The sequence below is a fragment of the Caballeronia sp. DA-9 genome, assembly GCF_051615025.1.
GTDB lineage: Bacteria > Pseudomonadota > Gammaproteobacteria > Burkholderiales > Burkholderiaceae > Caballeronia > Caballeronia sordidicola.
This window is the reverse complement of record NZ_CP195131.1, coordinates 625271-641802: the sequence shown is the minus strand read 5'-3', so window position 1 is coordinate 641802 and position 16532 is coordinate 625271. Positions and strand designations below refer to the sequence as shown.

The 16532-nt window shown below is 59.9% G+C and carries 14 protein-coding genes; 4 read left to right on the top strand and 10 right to left on the bottom strand.

Annotation, left to right across the window (positions count from 1 at the left end; all coding sequences use genetic code 11):
- Positions 1-26: 26 nt before the first annotated feature.
- The 7 genes from ACRWA7_RS02915 to ACRWA7_RS02885 form a co-directional block, all read right to left on the bottom strand.
- On the bottom strand, positions 27-1409 hold the full coding sequence (locus tag ACRWA7_RS02915) for an aspartate aminotransferase family protein (RefSeq protein WP_438390972.1): 1383 nt from the start codon (positions 1407-1409) through the stop codon (positions 27-29).
- Between the two features lie 27 nt (positions 1410-1436).
- Positions 1437-2921 carry an NAD-dependent succinate-semialdehyde dehydrogenase gene (locus ACRWA7_RS02910; RefSeq protein WP_438391039.1) on the bottom strand — a complete coding sequence of 495 codons (1485 nt, stop codon included), beginning with the start codon at positions 2919-2921 and terminating at the stop codon, positions 1437-1439.
- 153 nt (positions 2922-3074) lie between these two features.
- On the bottom strand, positions 3075-4097 hold the full coding sequence (gene doeB / locus ACRWA7_RS02905; protein ID WP_438390971.1) for a N(2)-acetyl-L-2,4-diaminobutanoate deacetylase DoeB: 1023 nt from the start codon (positions 4095-4097) through the stop codon (positions 3075-3077).
- Between the two features lie 2 nt (positions 4098-4099).
- A complete protein-coding gene (doeA, locus tag ACRWA7_RS02900; RefSeq protein ID WP_438390970.1) occupies positions 4100-5320 on the bottom strand; it encodes an ectoine hydrolase DoeA in 1221 nt (406 codons plus the stop codon).
- Between the two features lie 14 nt (positions 5321-5334).
- Positions 5335-6327, bottom strand: coding sequence for a cyclodeaminase (locus ACRWA7_RS02895; protein WP_438390969.1), 993 nt, complete (start codon positions 6325-6327; stop codon positions 5335-5337).
- Entirely contained in the window at positions 6328-7293 is a 966-nt protein-coding gene (gene eutB, locus ACRWA7_RS02890) for a hydroxyectoine utilization dehydratase EutB (RefSeq protein WP_438390968.1), read from the bottom strand.
- Positions 7294-7388: 95 nt separating this feature from the next.
- Positions 7389-8786 (bottom strand): PLP-dependent aminotransferase family protein, encoded by a 1398-nt coding sequence (locus ACRWA7_RS02885; RefSeq protein ID WP_438390967.1) that lies wholly within the window; start codon positions 8784-8786, stop codon positions 7389-7391.
- Between the two features lie 194 nt (positions 8787-8980).
- Here ACRWA7_RS02885 and ehuB point away from each other — a divergent pair, with 194 nt between their 5' ends.
- From ehuB to ehuA, 4 genes are all read left to right on the top strand, one after another.
- Positions 8981-9835 (top strand): ectoine/hydroxyectoine ABC transporter substrate-binding protein EhuB, encoded by an 855-nt coding sequence (ehuB, locus tag ACRWA7_RS02880; RefSeq protein ID WP_438390966.1) that lies wholly within the window; start codon positions 8981-8983, stop codon positions 9833-9835.
- A gap of 106 nt (positions 9836-9941) precedes the next feature.
- Positions 9942-10610 carry an ectoine/hydroxyectoine ABC transporter permease subunit EhuC gene (gene ehuC / locus ACRWA7_RS02875; protein ID WP_438390965.1) on the top strand — a complete coding sequence of 223 codons (669 nt, stop codon included), beginning with the start codon at positions 9942-9944 and terminating at the stop codon, positions 10608-10610.
- On the top strand, positions 10607-11266 hold the full coding sequence (gene ehuD / locus ACRWA7_RS02870) for an ectoine/hydroxyectoine ABC transporter permease subunit EhuD (RefSeq protein ID WP_438390964.1): 660 nt from the start codon (positions 10607-10609) through the stop codon (positions 11264-11266). Before ehuC ends, ehuD begins: the two co-directional genes overlap by 4 nt.
- A gap of 58 nt (positions 11267-11324) precedes the next feature.
- The gene (gene ehuA, locus ACRWA7_RS02865; RefSeq protein ID WP_438390963.1) at positions 11325-12149 is read left to right on the top strand and encodes an ectoine/hydroxyectoine ABC transporter ATP-binding protein EhuA; all 825 of its coding nucleotides are present in this window, start codon (positions 11325-11327) and stop codon (positions 12147-12149) included.
- 56 nt (positions 12150-12205) lie between these two features.
- Here ehuA and ACRWA7_RS02860 read toward each other — a convergent pair whose 3' ends face one another.
- From ACRWA7_RS02860 to ACRWA7_RS02850, 3 genes are all read right to left on the bottom strand, one after another.
- The gene (locus ACRWA7_RS02860) at positions 12206-12979 is read right to left on the bottom strand and encodes a YkgJ family cysteine cluster protein (RefSeq protein ID WP_438390962.1); all 774 of its coding nucleotides are present in this window, start codon (positions 12977-12979) and stop codon (positions 12206-12208) included.
- Positions 12980-13183: 204 nt separating this feature from the next.
- Positions 13184-13468: a hypothetical protein gene (locus ACRWA7_RS02855; RefSeq protein ID WP_438390961.1), complete on the bottom strand. Its 285-nt coding sequence runs from the start codon at positions 13466-13468 to the stop codon at positions 13184-13186.
- A gap of 97 nt (positions 13469-13565) precedes the next feature.
- Positions 13566-15833 carry a hypothetical protein gene (locus ACRWA7_RS02850; RefSeq protein ID WP_438390960.1) on the bottom strand — a complete coding sequence of 756 codons (2268 nt, stop codon included), beginning with the start codon at positions 15831-15833 and terminating at the stop codon, positions 13566-13568.
- Positions 15834-16532: the final 699 nt, after the last annotated feature.

Sequence of the window (16532 nt, the reverse complement as noted above, 5' to 3'; positions counted from 1 at the left end):
AAGCCGGGCGAACCCGGCAAGTTTGATCAGGCGATGGCCTGCGTCGCGACTTCGTCTACCGCCTGTCTTACGATCCCCACGATTTCATCGACATCCGCCCGCGTGGTGACCAGCGGCGGCGCAAAGCCGAGAATGTCGCCGTGCGGCATCGCGCGTGCAATCACGCCACGCTTCAATGCGGCTGCGGATACTTTCGGGCCGATTTTCAGCGCTGCATCGAAAGGCTTGCGGCCTTCCTTGTCCGCCATGAATTCCAGCGCCGCCAGCATGCCGGTATTGCGCACCTCGCCAACCAGCGGATGCTGGTCGAACGCCGCATGCAACTGAGCACCGAGATACGCGCCGACGTCCGCCGCATTCTTCGTCAGGTTTTCGCGCTCCAGGATGTTCAGGTTCGCAATTGCCGCCGCCGCGCAGATGGGGTGGCCCGAATAAGTCCAACCGTGTCCCATCGGACCATGTTCCTGTGAGCCCTTGTCGATCACATCCCATACGCGCTCGCCCACGATCACACCCGAGAGCGGTGCATACGCGCTCGTCAAACCCTTGGCGATGGTAATCAGATCCGGCTCCATGCCGTAGTGCTGCGCGCCCATCTTCGAGCCCAGCCGGCCGAAGCCGCATACCACTTCGTCGGAGATCAGCAGGATGTCATGCTTCTTCAGCACCTGCTGGATCGCGGCCCAATACCCTTCTGGCGGTGCAATGATCCCGCCTGTTCCCATGACCGGCTCACCGATAAACGCCGCAATGGTGTCCGCGCCTTCAAGCGCGATCAGCTTTTCGAGTTCATCGACGCAATACGCAACGAACTGCGTTTCGCTCATGCCCGCAGGCGCTTGACGATACCAATGCGGACACACGGTATGTTTCACGCGGTCGATGGGGAGGTCGAAATGCTGGTGGAAGCTCGGCAAGCCGGTAAGGCTGCCCGTGACGATGCCCGAACCATGATAGCCACGCTCGCGCGAGATGATCTTCTTCTTGTTCGGACGCCCGAGTACGTTGTTGTAATACCAGACAATCTTGATCTGCGTTTCGTTCGCGTCCGAACCGGACATGCCGTAGTAGACCTTCTTCATGCCCGCCGGCGACCAGTCGATAATCCGCGACGACAACTCGATGATCGTGTCGGTCGAATGACCTACGTAGGTATGGTAATAGGCGAGCTTTTTCGCCTGTTCGTAGATGGCGTCCGCCACCTCCGTGCGCCCGTAGCCAATGTTCACGCAGTAGAGACCGGCGAAGGCGTCGATGTAGCTTTTGCCCTCGTGGTCCTCGATGCGAATACCGTTAGCACCCTTGATGATCTTCCCTGGAAGCGCACCGCTTGCATGATCGTGCGCGTGGGTCGAAGGGTGCATGAAGTGCGCGCGGTCTTCGGTGAAAAGTTGTTCTAGTTGCTGCATGGGAATGCTCCTTTTCTGTTGATTCAATCAAGCCGTTGCCGCGGCTGTAACCGGCAGCCCGAGATTGCCCAGGCAAAAATATTTGGTTTCCACAAAAGGCTCGAAACCTTCCGCGCCACCTTCACGGCCGAGCCCTGACGCCTTCATCCCGCCGAAGGGAACGGGCGCGCCGGTGAATTTCACGCCGTTCACCGAGACCATTGCAAAGTCAAGCCGGCGCACCAGTTGAAAGATGGTGTCCATACGCGTCGCGCAGATGTAGGCGGCAAGGCCATGCTCGGTATCGTTGGCTTTCGCGACTACTTCATCAAGCGTGTCGAAGGAGCAGACCGCCGATATGGGCGCGAAGTTTTCTTCGTCGTAAATGCGCATGCCCGGCGCCGCGTCCGCAATGACCGTGGGTTCATAAAACCAGCCGCCCCGCGCATGAGCGTAACCACCCGCCGTTACGCGCGCGCCTTTGGATACGGCGTCGGATACGCGCTCGGCAGTGGCATTGAAGGCAGCCTGATGCATGAGCGGACCGACCTGTACGTCCACGTCAAAAGCCGCACCGACTTTCAGCGCGCGCACGGCGTTGCTGTACTGATCGATAAAGCGTTCATACAGCGGCGCGGCCACGAAAATACGGTTCGCCGCGCAGCAGTCCTGCCCCGAGGTCTGGAACTTCGCACCGGTCGCCACCCGAACAGCCTGGTCCAGATCGGCATCTTCCGTCACGATCAACGGCGCGTTGCCGCCCAGTTCCAGCGCAAGTTTCTTGATGCCGGCCTCGGTGGCCGCCCGCGCGACCAGCCCACCAACGCGTGTCGATCCGGTGAAACTCACGGCGCGCACGCGGACATCGCGTACCAGGGTTTCCATCGCCATTTGCGGTTCGCCCAGCACAACGTTGAAAACGCCTGCGGGGAAGCCCGCTTCTTCCGCGAGTTGTGCGAGCGCAAGTGCCGAGTAAGGCGTCTCGTGCGCAGGCTTGACGATCGCCGTGCATCCCGCGGCAAGGGCGGCGGCGGCCTTGCGCGTGATCATCGCGACCGGGAAATTCCACGGCGTGATCAGCGCCGCGACACCGACAGGTTCCATGACGGTGCCGAGGAACGCGCCGTTGATATGCGATGGAATCGTGCGGCCGGCGAGCCGTTTGGCATCGTTCGCATACCATTCCACAAAACTCGCCGCATACGCGATTTCACCCTTCGATTCCGCCAGCGGCTTGCCCTGCTCCAGCGACAAGATGCCTGCAAGGTCGTTCTGGTGGCGCAGGATCAGCTCATGCCAGCGCAGCAAAATTGCACTGCGCCGCTCTTGCGGCACCCATCGCCAGGATTCGAACGCGCGCTGCGCAGCGGCCACAGCGGCTTCTATTTGCGGGCGATCAAGCATGGGCACATGGCCGATCACTTCCTGATCCGCGGGATTTTGCACGGCCACGGTCGACGCGCTGTCGCTGTGGACCCAGCGGCCATCGACATAGCACAGCGATTTGAAAAGTACCGGATGACCCAGCATCATGAAAAGCTCCCGATTGCACTGAACTGCCTTCATTGTCACTCCCGCCGCCGTAGTATTTTTTTGAGTGCGCGACTTCTGGTTGGTGTTTTTTCTGTTCTTCAATGCGTTGCCGCGAGATTTTCCTGTCGCTGTTTTTTGACCGCTTTCGAGACGCTAGACACCTGCAGGAATATTCTCTTCGATGACATCCGCCACCACGGCCACCGTATCGCCAATTTGCACGAGTCCGGGAAAATGCCTTGCGGCCAGCAAGCCACAACGGCGCGCGATGTATTCGACGGGCGCCGCGCCGGTACGCGTGGCATCGTAGACACGCGCGAGCACGTCGCCTTCTTTCACAAAGTCCCCTAATTCATGGCACATTTCGAGCAAACCGCTGTGTTCGCTGGTGGTGTAGCACGTGCCGTCGGGCATATCGAGCAGTGTCGTCGTGCGGCGAATGTTCCCGGAATCACCATGAGCGATCACCCCGGCATGCGCGAGAAAGCCATGCACGCCGCGCTCGGCAATCGCGATACTCGCCGCCGTCGCCGTACCGCCGCCGCCGAGTTCGGTCGAAACAAATACCTTGCCCGCTTCTTCCACCGCCGAGTCGAACAAGCCAACGCTGTCCAGTTCGAGCATGTGCATGGAATACGGTGCGCCGAATGCACGCATGGCGGCTTCGCAACGCGACTGCTGCTGGGCGTTGGGCAAGACGTGAATGGCGGCGAACGGCAGGAAATCGAGCGTGCGGCCACCGGCGTGAATATCGAGCACGTAGTCGGCGAGCGGCAGCAAGTGACGCTGAAAATAGTCGGCGATCTTCTCTGTCACAGTGCCATCGGGTTTGCCGGGGAAGCTCCGGTTCAGGTTCCCGGAATCCACCGATGACGTGCGCTTGCCTGCCGCAAACGCTGGATAGTTCATGAAGGGCACAATGATCACGCGTCCTGTCACATCGCTATCCTTGAGCGTGGATGCAAGCTTGGACAGCGCAATCGGGCCTTCGTATTCGTCGCCATGATTGCCGCCGGTCAGCAGTACGGTCGGTCCCTCGCCGCGCTTGACGACCGTAATTGGAATCATGATCGCGCCCCACGCGGAGTCATCGCGGGAATACGGCAGCTTGAGAAAACCGTGCTGCTCGCCGTCGGCGGAAAGATCCACGGTCGGCGTAATGGGTGACGCACGCATTGCTACTCCTTCACGAACAATTGACGAGGCGTGTTGCAGAAGGTCTCGACGCCCGAGTGCGTAATCAGGATGCTTTCCGTGATTTCCAGCCCCCAGTCGGCGAGCCACAACCCGGGCATGAAGTGAAATGTCATGCCCGGTTCGAGGACTGTCTTGTCCCCGGGACGCAGGCTCATGGTGCGCTCGCCCCAGTCCGGCGGATAACTTGCGCCGATGGGATAACCGCAGCGGCTGTCCTTCTCGATTCCCGATTTACGCAACACCGCAAAAAACGCATGGGCGATGTCTTCACAAAGGTTGCCGGGCTTCGCCGCCGCAAGGCCCGCTTCAATGCCTTCGACCACGGCCTTCTCGGCTTCAATGAAATGCCGTGGCGGCCGTCCGAGATAGACCGTGCGCGACTGGGGACAGTGATAGCGCCTGAAGCAGCCGGCAATCTCGAAGAACGTGCCTGCGTTCGTGGTGAACTTCGAATCGTCCCACGTAAGATGCGGCGCGGCGGCGTCCGAACCGGTCGGCAGCAAGGGCACGATGGCGGGATAATCACCGCCATGTCCTTCTATTCCCGTAATGCCCGCCGAATAGATCTCCGCAACCAGATCGCTCTTGCGCATGCCTGGCTCGACCTTGTCCAGAATACGCGCATGCATTTTCTCGACAATCCGCGCGGCCACGCGCATGTACTCGATTTCCCGCGACGACTTGACCGCGCGCTGCCAGTTCACGAGTCCCGTTGCATCGACCCAGTTCGCGTGAGGCAAGTGCCGCACGAGCGATGCATAAGCGGCCGCGCTGAAATAGTAGTTGTCCAGTTCCACGCCAATACGGCGGTTCTCCCAACCGCGCGCCCTGATCACTTCGCTCGCAAGAAAGTCCATTGGATGACGGACTTGCGACTGAACGTAATGATCAGGATATCCAACTATGTGGTCGTGCTGCATGAACGTGGTGCGCTTCGCTCCATTCGCGTCCTGTCCGCGCCCGAACCACACAGGCTCGCCTTCCATTGCAAGCAGCACACATTGGTGCACGTAGAACGACCAGCCGTCGTAACCCGTGAGCCAGCCCATGTTGGTCGGGTCGGAAACGATCAGAAGATCGACCCCGGCCTTTTGCATTGCGTGCCGCGTCTTGGCAATGCGTGCGTCATATTCGCTTCGCTCGAACGACAGGCGAGGGGTAACCTCTCGTGTCGGTTCTTGCACGTTCGTCGTTGTTGACATCGTCCTCTTCCTTCTCAGAGCGCCAAATCGTTGCCAAAGATGGTTCCTGCATTCAACGCACGGGCGCGTTGCAGCGCCAGGACCGCGATGGCGGTGTCCTGCGCGCCCGTGCCGGTAAGGTCGCAGACGGTGATCTGCGCATCGTGCGTACGTCCTTCATGCGTACCCGCGATGACTTGTCCTAGCTCGGCAAAAACCGCGTCGCCGCTAACAACGCCCGTCTCGATCGCGTGATGCAGTTCGCCAAGCACACGCGTTTGCCGCAGCCGGTCGCAAACGTAGGTAGCCGCCGCAATGACGCCGGGCGTGAGCTCGTTCTTGTGCTCGGCGTCCGATCCCATCGCGGTGATGTGCAGACCTGGATGCAGGGCCTCGACGCCAATGAGCGGCGTGCGGCTCGGCGTGGTGGTGATCGCGATATCGGCTTGCGCGAGTGCTTCGTGCACAGTCGCCGAGACCTCGCAAGGAACGTCTCGAACCGCTTCAGCAAGGCTTCGTGCACGCGACGGATCTCTTGCCCAGACATTCACATGATTGATGTCGCGCACCATCCGCAGCGCCTGTAACTGAAGGCGCGCCTGTTCGCCTGCCCCGATGATGGCGACGCGCCGTGCGTCCTTGCGGGCAAGCCAGCGCGCAGCGACCGCCCCTGCCGCCGCCGTTCGCACAGCGGTGAGATAACCGTTGTCGAGCAGCACAGCCTCGGTCAATCCGGTACGCGCCGACAACACCAGCATCAGGCCGTTAAGACTCGGCAAACCAAGCGACGGATTGTTGAAAAAGCCGGGACTGACCTTGATCGCGAAACTGTCGAAGCGTGGCAGCCAGGCAGTCTTCACGTCCACTTCGCCGGCGTGCGCGGGCAGGTCGAGACGCAGCACCGGCGGCATTGCCACAGCTTCGGTTGCAAGCGAAAGAAACGCGGCTTCGATCTGGTCGACAGCAGCAAGATCCAGCGGCACGAGCGTGCGCAACTGCGCTTCGCCAAGCAGCGTGATGGCGGACATTCAAGCCTCCTGGATCAACCGGCGATGCAGGTTCATATCGATGTTCGCCCCGCTGATGACCAGCACAACGGGGCCGCGTTTAACATCGATACGTCCGTCGAGCATCGCCGCAATGCCAACCGCCGCCGCGCCTTCCATCACCAGACGCTCCTCGCGATATGCAAATACAATGCCCCGCGCAATGGATGCTTCGTCGAGCAGCACGACGTTGTCCGCGAGCGATTGCGTCAATGCAAACGTGTGCCGGTTGTCCAGGCCAATACCGCCACCCAGCGAGTCAGCGAGGGTCTCGACTTCATCGACGAGAACCGGGCGGCCCGCTGCAAGACTTGCATGCATCGCGGCGCCCCGTTCCATGGTGACGCCGATCATCGCAATGTCATTGCGAATTCGCTTGGCGGCAAACGCGACGCCGCTGAACAGACCGCCGCCCGACAACGGCACGACGATAGCCGCGGTATCCGGCAGCGATTCCATGATCTCCACGCCAATGGTCGCCTGTCCCGCGATGACGTCCATGTCATCGAAAGGCGGCACGAACACGAACCCTTCTTCGCGAACCAGACGCAGTGCTTCGACCTGCGCGTCGTCCTGACTGTTGCCCGCAATGACAACGCGTGCGCCGAGCGCATCGATCGCCTCGACCTTGTTGCGTGGCACCAGCGCGGACATGCACACCACCGCCTGCATTCCGAGTGCGCGCGCGGCATGCGCCACGGCGCGGCCGTGATTTCCAGTCGATGCAGTCACAACCCGGCCGTGACCGCGCTCGGCAAGTCCGACCAATGCATTGGTCGCGCCGCGCAGCTTGAAGCTGCCGGTCGGCTGCATGGTTTCGAGTTTCAAATAAACGGAGGTGCCCGCGATTCGGGAAAGCGCCGCCGACTCGATGAGCGGCGTGCGCGTTACCCGGCCTTCAATGCGGCGGCGTGCGGCATAGACATCGGCAAGCGTGAGAGAAGACATATGAACGAACGCATCCGGAAGTTGATGCGACCGAGTCTAATGTCCTAAAAATGCGTTTTTAATGTCCTAGTTCAATGCACGGAAAAGCCGCGCGTCTAGCTGAAATCATGCACATGCGGATACTGCTCGAAGACCTCGCCGACGGTTTCAAGCGCGGTGCGGAACGTGTGATCGCTCACCTCCGCGCCCACGCACAGGCGCACCGCGTTCGGCCGGTCCGCGCCGCGAACCAGAAACGGATCCGGCGACGTCACCGCTATCTCGCGCTTGCGCAACTCCCGCGTCACGCGATCGGCCTGCCAGTAGTCAGGCACCTTGAGCCACGCCGACAATGCCTGCGGATGACTGCCCAGCAAATAGGCGCCCAGCACCTCGCGCACCATGGCCTGGCGCGTGCCCAGACGCTCGCGCTGCACGGCCACCAGATGCTGCGCCGTGCCGTCCATGATCCAGCGCGTGGCGACTTCGGCCATGGGCGACGTCGCCATCCAGCTGCTCACGCGCAGCACGCTTTCCGCGCGTAGCGCGAGCCGCCGCGGCATGGTGAGATATCCGATACGCAGGCCGGTCAGCACGGACTTGGTCATGCTCGTGCAATAGAACGACAGCTCAGGAATCAGGCTGGAAATAGGCGTCTGCGTCTTCGCGGGCAGCGCGCCATAGACATCGTCCTCGATCACGTACACGCCGTAGCGCTCGGCAATGCGCGCAATCGCGCGACGCCGCGAGTCGGGCATCATGGCGACCGTCGGATTGTTCAATGTGGGCGTGCAGACCAGCGCGCTCACGCGCTCGCTGTCGCACATTTCTTCGAAATGTTCGGGACGTATGCCGTGTTCATCGTTTTCGAGCCCTTTCAGCGTGAAGCCGAGCACGTTCGCCGAGCCGATCACGCCGTGATCCGTCAAGCTCTCGCAGAGCACAGTGTCGCCGGGTCCCACGAACGACGCAAGCGCGAGGAAGATACCGTGCGCGGCGCCATTGGTGACCAGGAGTATCTCCGGATTCGCCGGCATGCCAAGCGACGCGAGCCACGCGGCACCGGCCTGCCTGTGATGCTCAAAGCCCGCAATCGGCCTGAACGCGCGAATCCATGGCTGGTCCTCGACCGTGGCGAGCGTTGCGCATACCTTGCGCCACATGGCGTCATGCTCGGGCGTATGCACGATCCGCGCGATGGAAAAATCGATCACCTCGCGCTCGGCGGTGTCGAGCATGTAGTTCGACATGGTCTCGGTCACGCGCGCCGCCACAAAGCTGCCCCGTCCGACCTCGCAGCGGATCAGTCCTTGCCGCTCCAGTTCCTTGTAGGCGTTCGTCACGGTCTGCACGCTGATGGCAAGATCCGCCGCCACCTCTCGCTGCGGCGGCAGCCGCGTACCGGAAACCAGCACCGCGCTTTCTATATCCGTCGCGATTGCCTTGACCAGACGTTTGTATTTCGACTCGACGCCATGCACCGTGCGCACCGCGTCACGCCATCGCTCATTCACGTTTCGCCCTCCTCCAATGCACTACATGGTGGCGCAAAAGCGGCCGCGAAAATTATTGTCCTAGAGCAATTCGAACAAAAATATGGCTTTGTATGCTGCGTTCATGGCGGTGCGGCGAGACCCGGTCTTTCATTTGGGACCAAGGGTTTAGGAGCATCCTCTCAACCACGCGAGCACAACGGGAAACCATCGACATGAAACTCAGAAGAATGTCAGCAATGCTGGGAGCGCTGTCCCTCGTGGCGGCGGGTCTGGCCGCGCACGCCTCCAACGCCAGCGCCGAAACAACGTTGCAGCGCATTCAGCGCACGGGCGAAGTGCGCATTGGGTATGCCAACGAAACACCATTCGCCTATACGACGCCGGACGGCACGGTCACGGGTGAATCGCCGGAGATCGCGAAGAAGATCTTCGCCAAGCTCGGCGTGAAGAAAGTCGATGCCGTCCTGACCGAGTGGGGTTCGCTCATTCCCGGCTTGCGCGCGGGACGCTTCGACGTGATTGCAGCGGGCATGTACGTCACGCCCGAACGCTGCAAGCAGGTCGCGTTCGCCGATCCGCAATATCAGATCCAGGACACGCTGCTGACCACGAAGGGAAACCCCAAGAAGCTGCAAAGTTATGCGGACATCGGCAAGAACCCTGATACGAAACTCGCCGTGATGGCTGGATCGGTGGAACTCGGTTATGCCCGTGACTCGGGCGTAAAGGACACACAGTTGCTGCAGGTACCCGACACAACCGCGCAACTGCAGGCTGTGCGCGCCGGCCGTGCCGACGCCGCAGCGGGCACCGCGTTGACCATGAAGGGACTTGCTGCGAAGGCGGGACCCAGCGTCGAGGCCATTCCCAAATTCACCGACGACCCCAAGCACACGGGTTACGGCGCGCTCGCGTTTCGCCCCGACGATACGGATCTGCGCGACGCCGTCAACAAGCAGCTGCACGCATGGCTCGGTACGCCCGATCATTTGAAAACCGTCGAGCCATTCGGTTTCGACAAGAGCAACCTGCCGGACAAGACGACCGCGCAGTTGTGCGGCGGCTGATTGCCTGAACCATGCAGGATGGATCCTCTGACTGAAACTGTTTGCTTCTGATCGACGGGCCGGCACGCGCCGGCTCGCACCGCTTTCAAGCCTAGCGAGGTACACCATGGGCGATTTGCACGAACTGCTGCCGCTGCTGATGAAAGGCACGCTCGTCACCATCCGGATTGCCGTCTTTGCCATCCTGCTGGCGATCCTGATGGCGGGTGTCGCCACCATCTTCCGGACATCGGCATGGCGGATCTTGCGCTGGTGCGGAAACGCCTACGTGGAAGTGTTTCGCGGCACATCCTTGCTCGTGCAGCTTTTCTGGTTGTTCTTCGTATTGCCGCTGCCGCCGTTCAATCTTGCGTTGACGCCCTTCACCGTGGCCATAGTCGGACTTGGACTGCATTACGGCGCCTACGGCTCCGAGATCCTGCGCGGCGCCCTGCGCTCCGTGCCCGGCGGTCAATTCGAAGCGGCAATCGCATTGAACATGACGGCCGCCACCCGGATGCGCCGCATTGTCCTGCCACAAGCCATGATCAATGCGCTGCCGCCCGCGACCAACCTGATGATCGAGCTGTTGAAGGGCACGTCGCTGGTTTCGCTGATCACGCTTTCCGACCTCACCTTCCGCGCGCGGCAACTCGATGAAGCCACCTTCAAGACCGCGGAAATCTTCGCGCTGACGCTCGTGATCTATTTCGTCATGGCGCAAGTGGTCGTAGCCATCATGCGGCATTTCGAACGGCGGGTCAGTCATGGCATTGCGCCAAGGACGGCGAAATGAACTCATTCTTCGACGTCAACTATGCGCTGCATATCCTGCCTGAACTACTGCGCGCGTCGATGTACACCATCGGCATCACACTCGTGGGATTCGCCATTGCACTGGTGCTCGGGCTCGTGCTTGCCATACTGAGGCGCAGTCCCGTCGCAACCGTCTCGCGCGTGACCGGGTTTATTGTCGAGTTCATTCGCAGCACGCCGCTCCTGATCCAGGTCTACGTCCTCTTCTATGTCGCGCCGCTTTACGGCTTCACCATGTCGGCGCTCACCGCGGGCACCATCGGCATAGCGATCCACTACGCGTGCTATGTGTCCGAGGTGTATCGCGCGGGGTTGAATGGCGTCGCGCGCGGACAGTGGGAAGCGGCGTGCGCGTTATCGTTGTCGCCATGGCGCACGTATGGCGGCGTGATCCTGCCGCAAGCCATTCGTCCTGTGATACCCGCGCTGGGCAATTATCTGGTCGCGATGTTCAAGGACACGCCCGTGCTCTCGGCCATCACAGTGGTCGAACTCATGCAGCAGGCGAAGAACATCGGCTCGGAAACGTTAAGGTATCTCGAACCGATCACCATGACCGGCCTGTTCTTTTTATTGATCAGCGTGACATTCGCCTCGGGCGTGCGTCATCTCGAACGCCGGGTGAGACTGCCATGACGTGCCAGCCACTCGATCACCACGCAGGAGCACGCTGATGGAACTTCAGGAGAAGCAGATGAAACGGGATCTCGACCCTGCGCTCAGCGCCGGCTCCGTTGCAAAAGACACCCAGCCGATGGTTCGCTTTGCCGGCGTCACGAAGCGTTATGGCGCGCTTACCGTGCTGGACGCGCTCGACCTGGAGGTGGCGCGCAACGAGAAGGTTGCGATCATAGGACCGAGCGGTTCCGGCAAGTCCACGCTGCTGCGTGTCTTGATGACGCTCGATCCGCTGACCGATGGCCTGATAGAAGTGGAAGGCGAGCCGCTGACCCACATGCGCCGCAACGGCGCACTGGTTCCCGCATCCGGGCGGCACGTGCGTGAAGTGCGCCGGAAGATTGGCATGGTGTTCCAGAGCTTTAATTTGTTTCCACACATGACTGCCTTGCAGAACACGATTGAAGCGCCGTTGAGTGTGCTTGGCATGTCCAGACGGGATGCCACCGAGCGCGGACGGGAGTTGCTCTCCATGGTCGGCCTCGATGACAAATGCAATCATTACCCATCGCAACTATCCGGCGGCCAGCAGCAGCGCGTGGCGATCGCTCGCGCGCTGGCCATGCGTCCGAAGGTCATGCTGTTCGACGAAGTGACCTCGGCGCTCGATCCCGAGTTATGCGGCGAAGTGCTGAATGTGATTCGCAGGCTTGGGCATGAACACGATCTGACAATGCTGATGGTGACGCATCAGATGGGGTTCGCCAAGGAATTCGCCGACAGGGTATGCTTTTTCTCGCAGGGAAAGATCATTGAGCAGGCGCCGCCGCAACAGTTTTTTGCCTCGCCGCAGCACGAACGCACGCAGCAGTTCTTGCGCGCGGTCCGAGAGGCGACCTAGCGCGGGGACGCGTGAATGCAACGCGTGTCATGCGGTTCAATGCCACCCGCTTACGCTCAAGCTGACGCAGAAAAGAAACCAAGATATTGAAACGACGAAGTCTCCTGCGCGGTGCACAGCACGCCAAGCGCCCCGATCGACACCAGCGTGTCGATCGTCTCCCGGCGATTCGACGCCACCTTCCATTCGGGTACGCGGTCACTCGCGCCGCCCGCTTCACGGGCCAGTCTCAACGCAGCAATCGACTGTTCGCGCGGCGGCGAATATATTGCGAGGCCTTCATTGGCGAGTGCGGCTGTATCGATTCCCAGATGCTTGCAGGCAAGCGCCTTCGCGCCGGTATCATTTGCGTCGGCCGCGCGTGATTTCTCTATCAACGCCGCGGTCTGAACATCCACTATGCGATGCGCGCTCATCAGAAGCGGCTTGTCCGGCGACCACGCTTCTGGCGGGCACGCCTTCTGTTGCGGATTCAATTCAATAAACGGATTCATTTCAGCCGGATAAATACGGCAGACGGTCGGGCGCTCGTCATACACGCCGCAACTCAGATTCGCCTGCAAATGAGGACATGCTCCCTCAAACGCAGCGGCGAGCACAACCACAATGCGAGCCGGCAATTCACCACTGGATGCGGCAAACGACCTGCGGCGTTTGTGTTGCGCGAGCAGATTGTCTTCGGCAGGTTCATCAGGCCATGGAACTGCTTCGCACAGGAACTGAACGTCGCCTCCGCGTTCAAGCCAGACCAGCGCTTCATCCACGCTCAGCGGCAGCTTGAGGTCGTGGCAGCACTTGCCGCACATCGTGCATTCGAAGTTTATATCCATGTTTTATTTCCGCTCGCGCAAGGCATCTGTAAATAGAATGTCAGGCTGCCCGTCTCCGATTTAAAGGGCGCTCCCGCTAATTCGGCCGCACAAGGAAAGCGGTTACAACGCAACGGAAATTTCAGCGCGAGCAGATTCTATTCTTTTTGCGAGCGTTTGCACGGACCACGGACTCATGACGCACAATGCCGCATGAATACACGGTCATTGCGTGACACACGACATACACGGCGCTTCGGAAAACAGATCTCCGATTGTTCGTGGCATCAGAAGAATCAAATCGCGGCAGGCATATTTATCCCCAGCGATGTTTTGATTAAGGTGATGCCTGCGGGTGGCGCCAAACTCCTTCACATCTTTTACCGTGGAGATCACTCCTCTCCTTGTCTCTTCGCGGTCGGCCCTGGATCTGCCCAAGAGATCCAGGGCCTTTTCATGGCGAGCCGTTCCTTCATTGGTTAAATAAAAAATGCCTCGTGTTTTATCCACGAGGCATTCGAGGCTTTTTTCACGCGCTGCCACTCTCGCTGGCGGCGCGTCGAAAGTTTTCGCGCGCAACTTCCACGGCTAACAACTGCTTTGCTTCCTATTGCCCCGTATATCCCACTGGCACCGTGGAGTTAGCCTTGGCCACCGTCGCATTACTGGACACGATGTATTGCGGAACCTCGGTCAATGTCAGCGTCGCTTTGCCGTCGGTATAGGGAACCGTGCTCACGTTGCCGTAGCCATCTATCTTGGTCACATTGCCCGACGTTCCCGCATTGTCGACTTGCAGCGAATAACCCGTCGAATAGGTCTGGCTGTACTGGCCACCGCTTGCCGGCCATTGCGCGTTGCTATGCGCCCACGCCGCGGTCACGATCTTGCCGTTGCCAAGCTGCTGGAACGCATAGGCAAAAGTGCCCGACGGCGTGCCGTTGACGCGGCCTAGCGTGTTCGTGCCGTCCAGTGCTCGCGTCATCGCGGCGAATGCCATTGCTTCAGGCTTCGGCGACAGGTTCGTTGCACCAAATGAACCCTGTGCGTTGTTCAGGTCGAAGAACGAACCGTATCCCACTTCGCCCGGATAGTCGGGACCGAAGAACAGCGTGGTGACCTGCGCCCCGCCGCCCAGCGTGATGATGTGAGCACGCACGCCGACTGCGGCATGAGCGAACAACTGATTCGCCGACGGCACTGTGGGTCCGTAGTTGAGACCCGGATCGTAGCTCGTGCCGGCTTCGGTGAAGAACAGCTTCATGTTGGGCTTGCCTGCCTGCATGACCGCGCGCAACTGCGTCATCTGGTTGTCGAGCGCGTTGGCCTGGTTCGCGGGATTCGGATCCGAGTCCTGCAACTCAGGCGGATGCGCCGGATAGGTTCCAGCGTTCCAGTAGCCATGGGTCGACACCGCATCGATGTAATTCCACAGCCCCAGAGCGCCGAATTTCTTCAGATAGCCTGTCGTGCAGGTGTCGCAATTCGCCACGAACGGATTACCCGTGCCCATCACCACGGCATTCGGATCGGTCGAGTGAATGCCTTCATAAGCAGCCTTGTACATGGCCACGAAGTTGGCGTCGCTGTCTGCCCAGCCAAGGCTCGGCTCCCACGTCACCTGATAGTAGTTCTTTTGCTGATTCGGATAGTTTGCCGCACGGATCAGGCTGGTATCCGTACCAACCTTGGCCATGAACCGCTGGAACTCCGGCATGTTCGACGGAGCGTAGTAACTGTCGTTGAACTGGCCCGTCTTCGAATCCCACGCAGGCAGTCCGTCGAGACGCACAATGCGCATCTGATCGGGATTGGCTTTGTAGAACGGGTCGAGATCATTGACGCTCGGCGTATAGGTGTCCGGACCATTCGGTTCCATTGCCGATACCTGGCGGTCGTCGATAGTCCACGAAATACCCAGTGCGTGCAACGCGGCAATATTGCCATTAAAGCCTTGCATGCCAAACCGGTGCTGATCCTGATGCGCATACGTGACCGTGCCGAGCACCGAGCTCAGGTTCGGCAACACGCCGAATGTAGCGATGCCCATTGGACGCGTGCCGCTGCTCGGCAACGTGCCCCCATGGGATTGCAGCGTCGCGGTAAGCGCGCCATAGCCGGACCATGTCGACGCGCACGAAATGGTGTTCGTCTGCGCACCGGCCTTGACCGGGAAACTACCCTGCGTCTTGATCGAGCCATTCGAGTCCGCAACGGACCATACAACCGTATCCGCTGCCGGCGAGTTTGTCGTGATGGCGAGCTTGAATGGTGCGTTGTTCTGGAATATACGCAGTCCGTCGGTCGTCGGCGTATCGGCGCTGATCAATCCGTTGGATGTGCCGCCTGCTGTTTGCGCCGGCGAGCCGCATGTGATCGCAGACGTAGTCGGCGTCGGGGTCGACGTAGCCGGTGTGGAAGTGGCCGGCGATGTAGTTGCGGGCGCCGTGGGTGCGGGCGTCGCCACTACGGGTGTGGTTGCTGCTGGAGGTGTGGGAGCAGGCGCGGGCGTGGAGGGTGCCGGCGCGGCGGCGGGCGTCGTTGCCGGCGGCGTGCTGGCCGCAGCCAGGCTGACCCAGCAAGACTTGCCATAACCGTAAGCAGGATCCGATTGCGAGACCGCTCCTACATAGCATCCCACTCCATTGCTGAAGGTGCGAGGGCTCGTCAACATGCTGGACGGCGCGTTAGGCGGAACTGCGCCAAATACCACAGATCCTGTTCCCGAGAACGTGCAGTTGTCATTTTCCTGCCCGCACAACTTGTATTGCGTTCCAGATACCGTGATGCTGGCTTGCGCGTGCGCGTTCTGGACACCAAACGCCGCCATCATTGTTGCGGCTGCAACCGGAAGTAGTCTTAAATATCTCATCATTATCCGTATTTGTCGCTAAAAGCAGGTTTCCCCGAGGAGTCAGCAAGATCGATCTAAGCCGTCCAGCGTATGCGTTGTTGAGGTACTGAAAGAGGTGAAGCCGAAAACGCGGTGATCGCGTTCATTGCTGATACAACAGAAACCCTTCAATGCACTGCCATTGAAATTGACATGGCAAGCAAGCCACGTCATTGCGCCGATATCAGTAAACGCATAAATCCTATGTCATCCTAAATAAACTAAAACGTCGAATGAATTCATGCGACACATCGCTAAGCACTAAAGCTTGATGCACAAGAAGCCGCAAAGGCCGCAACACATCTCAACCACTTGCATCCGGAAAACACAACGGCTCGAGCATCCGCACAAAAAATTAGAACCCCTGATTGATCGATCGATACACGTTTTATCGAGTCGTCAAAGCGGTACCGTCCCGAACGCATACACAGGCCGCTCCGGCATCAAACGACGTGTCATGTCGGTTCAAAGCAGCTTTCCCGGCCAGCTGTTGAGGCTTCAAACGACAAAACCGTCCGTGACCGCGCGCATCATTGCGAACGTAATTCCTTCTGCGTTCACGGACGTTCCACAGTGACGGCAGGTATTACTTACAGATCAATCGAGGCAGACGAATTATATTCGCAAAAAAACGTTTCATCCGTGTAACGCGGCGGAAAGAGTTGGAAATAAGTAATAGTT